Raw genomic sequence first — 12,681 nt, forward strand, 5'->3', positions numbered from 1 at the left:
CTATGAAGTAATGTGAGATTTCAAGTTCATATCTAGCCGATATCTAAGTCCTGCTTAGAATATCGGCTTTCTTATCGTCAACTACTGTCAGCAGATGGTAGTTTTTTTGAACTTAAAAATATTTATCATTAGGGGGGAAATATGGGAAAGAACAAAAAATCAATCTATATCCTTGTAGTTAGTAACTTTCTAATCTGTCTAGGAATCGGATTAGTTATTCCAGTTACACCATTTATCAAAAACGAATTCCACTATACAACATCTCAAATGGGGGTTATGACGTCACTTTTTGCTTTTGCTCAATTTGTCGCCTCACCCATTGTCGGTAAGATGTCTGATAAGGTTGGACGTAAACCAGTAATTGTCATTGGTTTGTTCACTTATGCTATTTCAGAATTTATCTTTGCTGTCGCTACTAGCTTGCCTATCTTTAACATTTCTCGTGTTATCGGTGGTTTATCAGCCGCAATGGTTGTACCAACTTCAATGGCCTTAGGCTCCGATTTAACGACATTGAAAGAACGGGCCAAAGTTATTGGATGGCTCTCTGCCGCCTTTAGTGGTGGTTTAATCTTAGGCCCAGGACTTGGTGGTATTTTAGCTGGTATCACTTATAAGACACCATTTTACTTTGCTGGTGCCCTTGGTATCATCAGTGCTATCTTCACTTTATTCCTATTAAAGGAGAACAAAGAGGTCCTCGAAGAAGAAGCCCTGGAAGCCGAGAAAAAAGCTCAAGAACAAGGTTCTATCAAATCAATTCTGACTTTGCCAATGGTAATGCTCTTCGGAATGATCTTAGTTTCATCCTTTGGTTTACAAGGATTCGAAAGTATCTACAGCATCTATGTTAACCAAGTTTTCAATTTCGGCTTGAGTACAATTGCTTTAGTTCTAACTCTAAACGGAATTATTTCTTTAATTTTACAAGTTGCGGCTTTCAACTGGATCATTAACAAAATTGGAGAAATGCGTTTGATCAGTATCGCCTTTTTACTAAGTGCTGTCTGTGTTTTTTGGATTACCCAGGCACATTCACATGTTGAAGTTATTGTAGCGACTCTGATTATCTTTTCATCATTTGATTTACTAAGACCTGCTATTACAACCTTATTGACTAAATCTAGTCGTTCCAATCAAGGACTTATCAATGGTATGAATATGTCACTGACAAGTATCGGAAACGTTATTGGACCTCTGATGTCTGGAGCATTGATGGATTGGAATACTCATTATCCATACTTAGTAGTTACAGTTATTTTGGCCGCATCTTATCTGCTAACCTTTATTGTTAGAAAGCATCCTATCGTACCTGCTGAATAAACAAAATCGGCTCTTTGTCAAATCGTATTGATGAATAGTTTTTGTATAGAAGGCAACCTCATGTAGGTTGTCTTTTTTTATGCGCAAATGAGTCTTATTCTCTTAAGAAAATGGTCAAGATTTCTGAAGCCATAACTGATATGTTTGAGTTTTTTTATCTTTCCAATGGTCCCTTCAAGAGGACCATTGGAGTACGGCATTGTGCAACTATTCTTTACATAATTTAAATTCTTACGTAACGTTGAAATAGATGTATCCATAGCGGTATTATTCTTTTTATATCCATAGATGGTTTCTTTGAGTAATGATATATCGTGTTCATGTATCGCTTTCTGAATACCTTGATAAATATCATAAGTATTTTTAAAAACTGGTAGATTGTCAGTGGCTATATCAATAACGTTTCGCGTTGTAGTATATTCGTTGATTCCAAAAATATATTTTACTTTCTTGTCGTCTACATCTGCCTCAGGCAGATGATAGAGACGCCAATTAGACTTAAGTGCTTTATACAAACGGGAATGTTTATCATTTATTTTTTTAAGACAACTGATTCTAACTTGATCCAATGCCCGGCTACATAGCTGAACTATATGAAATCTATCAACTATTATTTGAGCATTGGGAAAAATTCTATGAATGACCGACTGATAATTAGCATTCAAATCAATAGAGACAGTCTTAACGGCTTGCCGTTCTGACAAGCTATAGTTATTTATAAAGTGTTCAATAACTGTTTTAGAGAGTCGATCATGAATCAGCTCAATTAGATGATGTGTTTGTGCATCAATAGCTATAAAAGTAAATATACCGTTAACTGAACGAAATTCATCAAAACACAGGTTTTTTGGAAGACAATCACATCTATTTGGTAATTTGGTATTGTCATATAAGACTCTGCTTACTGTATTTACTGATACTCCGATGATCTTAGCTATTGATGTTAAAGTAAAGGATTCCTTTGCCATAACGAATATTCTGTTTTGAACTTGTTTAGTCATAGTATGATTTTTGATTAATAAATCACTGTGGGCACCGCAGGTGCCACCACAGTTCTTACAAATATAACGTTGTTTATTGAGCATCAAATGATACTCAATACCGTTAAAACTGGCTAATCTAGCATTAGTTTTTCTTTTTCCATTTTTGACTAATGAATTTAAACCACATTGTGGACATCGATACAGTTTATAAGTTAAATCAGCGTTTACGATCTTTATATGCTTTATAACGCCACGATTTTTAATCGTAGCGTCCTTGACTGAAACATTACTTATATTATTGTCTTTTATATCGAGTGCACATAGTATAGAATTGTCTTGGGACATTATTGTTTTCTCCATGTTTGATTGGGTTTGGTCGCTTAAATCTTAACATGAGAACAGTGATGTTCTTTTTTTATTTTCTAGAGATTAAAAAACTGGTATTGATTATTCATCAATACCAGAAAGTATAGAACCACAAAATCCTGATCAAATTTATTGGTCAGGATTTTTTATTATTTAGATTTTCTTTTAATGAAAAGTAACACTATTAATTGGCATAAACAAATAAAAATAAAGAACCCACCTAAAACAGCTAATGAAACCATTCTAACTGTTGGAGTCTGAATAGTACCAGCTCCGTCAATTCTTCTATTTAAAAGAAAAATTGCACCGACAATAAATAATACTAACCAAGCAATATTGATTCCCCACCAAACTTTCATTTTTATTCCCCTTTCCACGACATCTGATATTCAACCTCATTAGTTGATTTATCAATGTTTTCGTGAATCACTTTAAAATTATTTTGTAGATAAAAATTTTTAGCCTGTATATTTTTATCATAGACATCCAATGACAATTCTGAATATTCCCGCTTTAAATAATCTAATAACTTTCTGCCAACACCGTGATTTTGATATTCTTTTTTCACAAAGATTCCAGCTAAATAGTTCTTCTGTAAACCGGCAAAGCCCATAATTTGTTCATTATCAACAAACACATATATATCTGCTTCTTTAAACTGTTCCTTAACCGAATTCAAATTATTGATCCAATAATTCTTTTTTACAAAAGAATGAGCTTCTAAATTTCCCTGTAACCAAATATCACTAACAACTTCAATTTCTTTCGGTTGCATTCTTCGAATCATGTTTGCCATTTCTCCCCAAATTTGCTATCATTTATAGAAATAATTATACACCGCCGGGTGTCAACTAAAAAAGTACTCTTATAAATTCCATTAGGCCACAGAAGGAATTTGTAGGGGTACTTTATTTTTTTGGAGGAAAATATTATGAATTGGATTTACTTAATTATCGCTGGAATATTTGAAGTTGTTTGGTCAACTACTATGAAATTGAGCCATGGCTTTACAAAAATCAGTTTTACTATTTACACTATTATTGGTTTATTTCTTAGTATGTTCTTTCTCGCTATTGCGGTTAAAAGAATGCCAATGAGCTTAGCTTATCCTATCTGGACTGGGATTGGAGCCGTCGGTTCCGTTATCATTGGTGTTATTCTCTTTGGTGACAAGTTGTCACCATTAACTTGGATCTTTGTAATTCTTCTATTAGTAAGTATCATCGGTATTAAGATTTCTTCTGGTAATTAATCTTTGCCTCTTAAGTAAAGCAGATAAGTATAATAACCACCAACAATCAGTAACAAAATGGGAACCACCCATATTGTTCTTACAAATAACCACTTCTGAAGAAGTGCCGATGTTACAGCTCCAAAAGCAAAACCAAAAACTAATTCGAAATAGATCAATGCCGTAGTTACATCACTTCTATGACCATGATAAAAATATTCAACAAAAGAAATAACAGCTTTCTTTAAATTACCTGTTGAAAAGACATTGTTATAACCCATACCCTCAATCTGACTAAAAGCTACATTTTGCATAGCCATAACAAGAGCCAAAGGTGGGGCAATATAAATATTAGAAACCGTTTTTGGTATGAATCCTACAATTACACAAACTATAAATTCTGCAATAAGACTCGTTAAACGCCAGTAATGACTACGGTTATTTTTATGCTTCATTATCTCAACAACTATAATTCCTAAAACAAAGAACAGCATTGTAAATATCTTGGTCATAATCCCTGGTAAATTTTGACGTGCAATATCTACACTGAGAAAAATGATATTTCCTGTTTGACCTGCGGCTAAAACTCTCCCACGTTGAACATAGGTGTAAGCATCAATAAAACCACCAATGAACGTTAAACCAATAGCTATCTCTCTTAACTGAAATAATTTAAAACTTTGAAATCTTTTCATTTATACCCTTCTTTTTATAACAATCATAATTTTATCAAAAAAACAGATAATTTACTTATTCCCTTTGTCTTAATTTAATGACAGCGCCATCATTATGGTATATGCTTTAATTAATCAAGAGAGGATGCGATATTATGTTGTTACCAAAAGACGTTCAAGAAGAAATCAATCATTATAATGAAGAAAGTTTTCAATTACTTCACGATAATCCTTGGCTGATTCCCGCAATCTTAGGTTGCATGACATTACCCGCAGCTGTATGTATTCATGGATTCTGGAAGAATCAACAATTAAAAAAGCAATTAAAAATCGAACGTGAAAAAACAAGGCAATTGAATCTTCAAAATAAACATAGTCATTTACTTTTACGCCATCTATAGAAGCGTCACCGTTATTTACGGTGGCACTTTTTTGTGTTTCAACTATGATGGAATATATCACCAATAAGGGGAAAATTATGTTAAAAAAGAAATTTATTGCACTATTACTTTTTTTCACAGTCCTATTAGGATTGCCCATTTCATTAACTAATGTGGCTGCAGCAGCCGCGCCAAAAGCTAAAAATCTTACTTCTGTAACTCAAAGTGTTAATCACGCTTCGCCAGAAACACCGATTATTTTTTCACATCGTGGTAGTCCTTATAATAATCCTGATCACTCTTTCAGTGGTTACAATCGTGCTATCAAAGACGGTACTCAGTATATTGAGCAAGACGTTTGGCTCAGTATGGATAATAAATTATACGTCTCTCATGACGATAATTTAAAGAAATCGACTGGTTCAAATGTAACTATTTCTAAGTCAACATCCGCAGAATTAGATAAAGTTAAACTGCGTAATGGTGAAAAACTACATCAATTAAAAGATGTCTTCAACCGCTATGGCAAAAAAGTTCATTATATAATTGAAACTAAAAAGAATGCCGGCGACAATACTGATACTGAGAAGGCTCTTGCCAAAGAAATAAAAAAATACAACATGAAAAATAATTTAATCATGCAAGATGAAAGTATCCCTGGTATTAAGATTTTTCACAAATCTTTGAAAAATGTGCCTATCCTATGGCTACTAGATTCAGTTACCGAACGTCAATACAGCGAGGAAATTGAAAATGCTCCTCGCTATATCAAATTTGTTTCTATTCGTTTGGAACAATGGACACCTAAATTAATCAAATTGGCTCACAAGAATGGTTTTAAAACTAATGGTTGGATCATCAATACCTATAACGATAATTACAATGCTCTCAATACACTTAAATTAGATAGTGTCTTTACCAACAATACTAAAGAGACTGCTCACTTAATAGATAAATGGAAGTAATAATATGCCTAATAAACAAATTTTTTTAGAAAACATTTGTTATACACCTTTAGTTTTTGGACGGTTCAACAAGAAGTTAGGACTGAATTTATCAGAATTAGAAATTAAACAATTGGTTAATCAAATTATTAGCGCTGACAATACCATTTTTCAAAAAGAAGGTAAAAATTATTATCTTCAATATGAGAAGATTGAATTGGTAATTAATTCCTTCAATTACCGATTAATCACCGCTAATAGAATATGACAAAAAAGGTTGAAATCGTTTGATTTCAACCTTTTTTATTTAGCATTTCTAACCATTCTAGGTAAAATAGCAAAAATCACTAATCCAACTAAAAATAACGCACTTAATGAAGCAGCTCCAATAGTTGATTTACCCGTTAATTGCGTGACAATGGCTACGATAAATGGTCCCATAACCGCTGAAAATTTTCCTAAAATATTATAAAAGCCATAGAATTCACTGCCTGATTCTTTGGGAATAATTTTTCCAAAATAAGATCTGCTCAAGGCTTGTAAACCGCCCTGACTAGTACCCACTAAAATAGCCAAAATCCAAAAATCAAAACTGGATTTCAGATTCAAGGCATACAAACAGATTAGAAGATAAACTACGATTCCCAATAAAATGCCTTTTCTAGTTGAAGTTTTATCGGCAAACCAACCAAATAAAATTGAAAATGGTACTGCAATTAATTGAACGACCAACATAACAATCATTAGTTCTGACGTCTTTATACCGATATCCATTCCAATAGCAGTTGCCATCGTAAAAATAGTGTCAACTCCATCTATATAGATGAAGTAAGCTACTAAGAACCACGCTACCTGCTTATATTGTTTAATATGTTTAATTGTTTGAAATACCCTGTTGAAACTTCCTTTTAAGGGTGAAGTCGTTGATTTAACGGAATATTTTTGAGTAACATTTCTTTGCAGTGGTAAATAAAATATCAACCACCAGAGTGCAGCAATTACAAAACTCCAATGAGCAATTCCTGTTCCATCTAATTTTCCAAAACCACTAGTTAATTCCAAAATAAGAAACAAAATAAAGGCAATTACTCCGCCCAAGTAACCATAAGCATAACCATACGTCGATATTTTATTCATTTGCATATCATTTGCCACGTCAGTTAAAAAGCTATCGTAGAAAAGATTACTTACTGAGTAGCCAATCGCTGACAGAACATAAACTAATAGCAATAAACGCCACTGTGAGACAGGAATAAAAACCAATCCTATTGTCATCACTATTCCTAACCAACAAAACATGCTTAACAAGCGTTTTTTAAAGTGAGGATAATCAGCTAATGCACCTAGAAACGGAGCTAATAACGATACTAACAGTGTACTGAAACTATTAGCATATCCCCAGTAAGCTGTAGAACTAGCCGCTGAAACATGATTAGCTGCGGCTATTGACTTAAAATAGACCGGTAAAACGGCCGTTGTAACAATTATTCCATAAGCGGAATTGGCCCAATCATATATGATCCAACTCCATTGTTCCTTATTGATTTTTAAATTGACACTTCTTTTATTTTTTAAAGAAATCATCAATTAACTACCCCCATCCATTGCGTAAGGAAAATAAATTTATTTAACGCGAAGGAATTATAGCATGGAAAATGTTTTTTTCGATACAAGAAAAAACAATCAATCCTAATAACAATTATCTTTCTCAAGGGCTATAATACAGACTTTTGAAATATTTCATTGTAAAAATAATATCGGTTAAAATAAATAAAACCCCATCTTGGGAAAGAAACTAAAAATAATAGCCACAATAACTCGATTTGAGTTATTGTGGCTATTATTTTAATGCTTGAGAGCTAATCGTACTTTACCTTGCTCTCATCTTCTTATTTTTCAATTCCCTTACCGACGTACATGTCTTCAAGGATTTGTTTCAATTCTGAAATTAATGGTTCTTTAGGATTTGTAAATGAGAATTGATCTCCAAATGCTGCTTCTGATAGTGCATCAACATTTTCGTCAAATTCTTTCTTATTAATATAGTTGTCTTTAAGGCTCAGCTTAATACCGAGTCCGTGTGCAAGATCAACAACTTTCTTAACTAAAGCATCTTTCAAAGCTCTGTCATCTTTACCTGTCAAACCAATATATCTAGCAATAGCAGCATAATCTGAATCTGCTCTAAAGCTTTCATATTTAGGCCACATAGTGATCTTTGTAGGTTGTTCGAAATTGTAGTTGATTACTTGTGGCAAGGCAATGATTGAAGCTAAACCATGTCTGATACCATAGGCATTTGTTAGGGCATCTGTGATTGAGTGACCGACACCAGCAAAAGCATTACCAAATGACATACCCGCAAGTGTCGAAGCATTATGCATTTCTTCTTGTGCATCTTTATCACCAGCAGCTGCTTTTTCTAAGTTATCGAAGACTAATTTAATAGCTTGTAATGCATATGGTCTTGTATAATCTGAAGCCATGTTGGCAACATAAGATTCAATAGCATTGTTCAAAACATCCATACCTGATTCAGCGATAATGTCTTTTGGCATTGTTTCAACAAATTGTGAATCAATGATAGCGACATCAGGTGTTAATGCATAATCAGCGATTGGGTACTTTGTTCCGGTTTGTGTGTCAATAATAGAACTAAATGGTGTAACTTCGGCTCCAGTTCCGTATGTTGTTGGAATAGCAACAAATTGTGCTTTTTCAGGCTTAGGGAACTTATAAGCACGCTTTCTAATATCAATAAATCCTTGTTTTGCACCAAAGAGATCAACATCAGGATGTTCGTAGAACAACCACATATCCTTGGCTGTATCCATTGTTGTACCACCACCTAATGCAATAATTGTATCAGGCTTGAATAGATTCATTTGTGTTACACCACGCTTTACAACATCAGTTGTTACAATGTTATCAACGTCGGAGAACATTGAATATTCAACGTGGAATTTACTACGTTTTAATTCATCAGTAATCGTATCAACAAAACCAAGTTGTACCATGACAGGATCACAAACAATAAAGGCTCTCTTCATACCTTCAAGATCTTCCAAGTAACGAACTGAAGTCTTTTCAAAGTAAACTCTTGGTTGTTTAATCCATTGCATATTATTTCTCCGTTTTGCGATTGTCTTAATATTAAGCAAATCAAATGAAGATACATTATGAGAAATAGAATTCTTCCCCCATGAACCAGTACCAAGAGTAAGTGATGGGATCATTTCATTGTAGAGATTACCAATACCACCAATAGCAGCAGGTGTATTTACCAAGACACGACTAGCTTTCATCTTAATACCAAATTCCCTAGCCAAATCTTCATCCATTGTGTGAATACCAACGGTGTGACCTAAACCACCAAAGTGTAGTAACTCATCGGCTTTTTCGAAACCTTCCTTATGTCCCGCAACTTTATAAACTGATAGAACAGGTGAAAGTTTTTCAGCTGAAAGTGGTTCATCTGGACCAACCTTTGAAAGTTCGACACCAAGTACTTTAGTATCAGCAGGAACCTTAATGCCAGCCAATTTAGCAATTTCAATAGCTGATTTACCAGCAATAGGACCTTTAACTCCACCTTCTGGTCTAAACATTGTTTCTGCTAATTTCTTATAATCTGATTTCTTAATGAAATAAATTTTATTCTTTTCGAATAGAGATTTAACTTCGTCATAAATGTCAGCATCAACAATGGCACTATTTTCAGAAGCACAAACCATACCATTATCAAATGTCTTTGATAGAACAATATCATTAACAGCACGTTTGATATTAGCAGTCTTTTCGATGTATGCAGGACCATTACCAGGACCAACACCCAAAGCAGGTTTACCAGTTGAATAAGCAGCCTTAACCATTCCAGGACCACCAGTAGCAAGAACACTGGCAACTCCTTCGTTATTCATTAAATATGATGTTGCCTCAATACTTGGTTTTTCAATCCATTGAATAACACCTTCTGGGGCACCAGCATCGATGGCAGCTTTTAACATAACTTTAGCGGCGGCAACAGAACAATTTTGAGCTTGGGGATGGAAACCAAAGATAATTGGATTACGTGTTTTCATAGCAATCAATGACTTGAACATTGCAGTTGATGTTGGGTTAGTAACAGGTGTAACACCTGCTAAAACACCAAGTGGTTCAGCAACTTTGATCAAACGATGTTCCTTATCATCTTCGATAATGCCAACAGTTTTATCGCGTTTGATTGAGTGCCAAATTTCTTCTGTAGCGTACATATTTTTAATGACTTTATCTTCAACCATTCCACGGCCAGTTTCTTTGTAAGCTAACTTAGCTAATTCAAAACTAGCGTTTAATCCGGCAATAGCCATTTGGTGAACAATGTGGTCAACTTGTTTTTGAGTAAAACCGTCCATAATGTCCAAAGCCTTGTGAGCCTTAGCAACCATAGCATCAATGACGGGTTTTACATCTTCTTTTTCATCTGATTTTGTAGAAACCTTTGTATCTTTGGAACCTTTCAACATCTGATTACCTCCAAGATTTAAAAATCAATATATTTGTTAACTAATTCACGTTTTATCTTATCACTGTACAATCAATGTTCAAGTTATTTCATTTAAAAAGTCCAAGTAAACGTTTTCACATTGATATATCAACACCTAGTGTTCAAATTGCTTACAAAAATTTATTTCACATCTTATTTCAATTGTGAATATTTCTTCACAATCTAATCAAAATGCCTGTTCTAGGTCGCTTTTCAATTCACAAAAAAAGAGCCAAATCAAAATTCAGCTCTTACTTGTGAAATTTTTTTCTTTTTCAATGAGATGTTTTGTCGTTTGATGTTAAATTCTATTTGTTGCGAATATAGATTGATTATAGGCATCAACCTCCCTTTAGATAAGGTTTTCGTTTAGACCGTTCAACTTTTGAATACATTTCGTATTGTAGAGATCTGACCTTTTATATTCCCAATAGTTTTCCTTCTAGTTTTTAAATAACTGTACTTCAAACTTCTAAGGTCAATTTTCTATATCTTTTCTTCTCAAGTATGCTGTACCTTGGTCCTCTCGAAAATAAGCATTCTTGCTCCACTTTTTATCTAAACATGGTCTTAGTTGCACGTGCCATTACTTTTGGATCTTTTTCGTAATGGTGCATTGGTGTCATTTCTGATAATGGAATATTCAATAATGTGTATACTGCACGTTGTGCTGCACGGAATGAATATTGCTCTGTAAAGACCATATCGAATGGTTGTTCACAGAATTGACTGATGAAGGCCAAATTCTTACTGTTCTTTGGAACTACATCTGGACGATCTCCGACGGCTCTTTGATTGAACATTGCACTTGCATATGGTAGATAAACAGGAATTACATTGACAATACTATCCATAATTTCTTGAGTGTGGTTCTTGATATTGTCTTTACTTGGATCTACTTCTGCCAAGTGTCCTAGCAATTCTTCTAGCATTTCCTTACCTGTCATTTCCATTACAGGTTTTTGAACATAGTCACCATTTCTTCTTGGATACATGAAGTAACCCCAGAATGTTGATTCATTTGGCTTTTGTGCCTTGAAGTGTGGTTGATGATGAACAACGATTGACAATAATGGAGTACTGTTAATCCATGTGTTCAAAGCATTTCCTGGTTCTTGTTGTGTAATACGTGAAATTTCATTTACCAAAAAGTGGCTATTTGTTGTAACTGTGAAGCTGACCCACTCACTTTGTGTACGATCTCCAAAGAATTTATCAGGGTTACCTAGTGAATAGAACTTCTCAGAAGCTTTCTTCCAAAGTGCTGCACTAGGTGCATAATCCATATTTTCTTTGAATGGTGTATTAAAGTCACCAAGTGATGAACTATCGGTAATTGATCCATTAGTATCAAAGACTAAATCATTTTCAGCAACATCGATATGTCCTTCTTTATTGTCATTGTCAACTTCTTCATACTTGAGTCCAGTAACAATAATATCATCTTGAAGTGGTGTGTCTTTGAATTCCAGGTCAGTAACTTTACGGTTATTGATAAAGGTTACACCACGATCTTCCAAGTATTTACGCATTGGTAGGATAATACTTTCAAATTGATTATATGGACTTCTTGTTACACCCTCTAGTGTATTGATACGACTAAATTCAAGGATCATACGATTCATGTAACGACGTAACTCAACAGCTGAACTAGCACGTTTGAAAGCAAAGGTTGTTTGCCACATGTACCAGAAGTTTGTTGTAAAGAAGTGAGGACTACTTGCAAACCACTCAGCAATACTGATGTTATTTAATTTTTCTTCATCTTTTTCGGGCATCAACATCAATTTAGATAATAAATAACGATCCTTATTATCAAATTGCATATGTCTGTAATTATCTTTATTAGGTTTTACTCGTGGACCATCACTATCAATTAGACGTCCAACGTCATGTGTTGGATGAGCGTGATCAAAATTCAAAATATCATCTGTAACTGTTTGTCCAGGATGATCCAATGAAGGTACTGAACGCAATACATCCCAAAGGTTTTCAAATGTTTCTTCATTCAACATTCTTCCACCTTTTGCTAGGAATCCTTTGCTATTCGATAAAGCTTGGTTACCATACTCTTTTTCATAGTCCTTAACTGCGGCACCATCGTTTGCACCGTGGTCTTCTAGACCCATCATTGTAATTTGATCGCCATTAAATCCCCCATCACGAATCAAATAAATAGCAGCGGCTAAGTTACCAACACCTGTACCAATCATGTAGGCTTTTCTTGTCATATCATGAACCTCCATTCCAAA

General features: G+C 34.2%; 12 protein-coding genes. 5 read left to right on the top strand and 7 right to left on the bottom strand.

Annotated features, from left to right (window positions below):
- Nucleotides 1-141 precede the first annotated feature (141 nt).
- Nucleotides 142-1,323 carry an MFS transporter gene (locus tag ACI6PB_RS09240; protein WP_025086348.1) on the top strand — a complete coding sequence of 394 codons (1,182 nt, stop codon included), beginning with the start codon at nucleotides 142-144 and terminating at the stop codon, nucleotides 1,321-1,323.
- A gap of 77 nt (nucleotides 1,324-1,400) precedes the next feature.
- On the opposite strand, the gene ACI6PB_RS09245 is transcribed toward ACI6PB_RS09240, so the two are convergent.
- The 3 genes from ACI6PB_RS09245 to ACI6PB_RS09255 form a co-directional block, all read right to left on the bottom strand.
- On the bottom strand, nucleotides 1,401-2,651 hold the full coding sequence (locus ACI6PB_RS09245) for an ISL3 family transposase (protein WP_056950777.1): 1,251 nt from the start codon (nucleotides 2,649-2,651) through the stop codon (nucleotides 1,401-1,403).
- Between the two features lie 170 nt (nucleotides 2,652-2,821).
- Nucleotides 2,822-3,031, bottom strand: a complete 210-nt coding sequence (locus ACI6PB_RS09250) for a DUF3923 family protein (protein ID WP_404327344.1) — start codon at nucleotides 3,029-3,031, stop codon at nucleotides 2,822-2,824.
- Nucleotides 3,032-3,033: 2 nt separating this feature from the next.
- The gene (locus tag ACI6PB_RS09255; protein WP_056955718.1) at nucleotides 3,034-3,459 is read right to left on the bottom strand and encodes a GNAT family N-acetyltransferase; all 426 of its coding nucleotides are present in this window, start codon (nucleotides 3,457-3,459) and stop codon (nucleotides 3,034-3,036) included.
- Nucleotides 3,460-3,603: 144 nt separating this feature from the next.
- Between ACI6PB_RS09255 and ACI6PB_RS09260 the strand changes: the two genes are divergently transcribed.
- On the top strand, nucleotides 3,604-3,924 hold the full coding sequence (locus ACI6PB_RS09260; protein WP_404278034.1) for a DMT family transporter: 321 nt from the start codon (nucleotides 3,604-3,606) through the stop codon (nucleotides 3,922-3,924).
- Here ACI6PB_RS09260 and ACI6PB_RS09265 read toward each other — a convergent pair.
- Nucleotides 3,921-4,598, bottom strand: coding sequence for a YoaK family protein (locus tag ACI6PB_RS09265; protein ID WP_404327345.1), 678 nt, complete (start codon nucleotides 4,596-4,598; stop codon nucleotides 3,921-3,923). The two genes, ACI6PB_RS09260 and ACI6PB_RS09265, sit on opposite strands and share 4 nt — an antisense overlap.
- 134 nt (nucleotides 4,599-4,732) lie before the next feature.
- On the opposite strand from ACI6PB_RS09265, the gene ACI6PB_RS09270 reads away from it, so the two are divergent.
- From ACI6PB_RS09270 to ACI6PB_RS09280, 3 genes are all read left to right on the top strand, one after another.
- Entirely contained in the window at nucleotides 4,733-4,978 is a 246-nt protein-coding gene (locus ACI6PB_RS09270; RefSeq protein WP_025085781.1) for a hypothetical protein, read from the top strand.
- Nucleotides 4,979-5,055: 77 nt separating this feature from the next.
- The gene (locus tag ACI6PB_RS09275) at nucleotides 5,056-5,922 is read left to right on the top strand and encodes a glycerophosphodiester phosphodiesterase (protein WP_404327346.1); all 867 of its coding nucleotides are present in this window, start codon (nucleotides 5,056-5,058) and stop codon (nucleotides 5,920-5,922) included.
- A gap of 4 nt (nucleotides 5,923-5,926) precedes the next feature.
- Nucleotides 5,927-6,169, top strand: coding sequence for a DUF3781 domain-containing protein (locus ACI6PB_RS09280; protein ID WP_025085782.1), 243 nt, complete (start codon nucleotides 5,927-5,929; stop codon nucleotides 6,167-6,169).
- Between the two features lie 35 nt (nucleotides 6,170-6,204).
- On the opposite strand, the gene ACI6PB_RS09285 is transcribed toward ACI6PB_RS09280, so the two are convergent.
- The 3 genes from ACI6PB_RS09285 to ACI6PB_RS09295 all read right to left on the bottom strand — a co-directional run bounded on the left by ACI6PB_RS09285 (nucleotide 6,205) and on the right by ACI6PB_RS09295 (nucleotide 12,660).
- Nucleotides 6,205-7,485, bottom strand: a complete 1,281-nt coding sequence (locus ACI6PB_RS09285; protein ID WP_404327977.1) for an MFS transporter — start codon at nucleotides 7,483-7,485, stop codon at nucleotides 6,205-6,207.
- A gap of 305 nt (nucleotides 7,486-7,790) precedes the next feature.
- Nucleotides 7,791-10,409, bottom strand: a complete 2,619-nt coding sequence (adhE, locus tag ACI6PB_RS09290) for a bifunctional acetaldehyde-CoA/alcohol dehydrogenase (RefSeq protein WP_404327347.1) — start codon at nucleotides 10,407-10,409, stop codon at nucleotides 7,791-7,793.
- Between the two features lie 574 nt (nucleotides 10,410-10,983).
- On the bottom strand, nucleotides 10,984-12,660 hold the full coding sequence (locus ACI6PB_RS09295) for an oleate hydratase (RefSeq protein WP_056955715.1): 1,677 nt from the start codon (nucleotides 12,658-12,660) through the stop codon (nucleotides 10,984-10,986).
- Nucleotides 12,661-12,681: the final 21 nt, after the last annotated feature.

Origin of the sequence: Companilactobacillus paralimentarius, assembly GCF_963227125.1 — a bacterium.
GTDB lineage: Bacteria > Bacillota > Bacilli > Lactobacillales > Lactobacillaceae > Companilactobacillus > Companilactobacillus paralimentarius.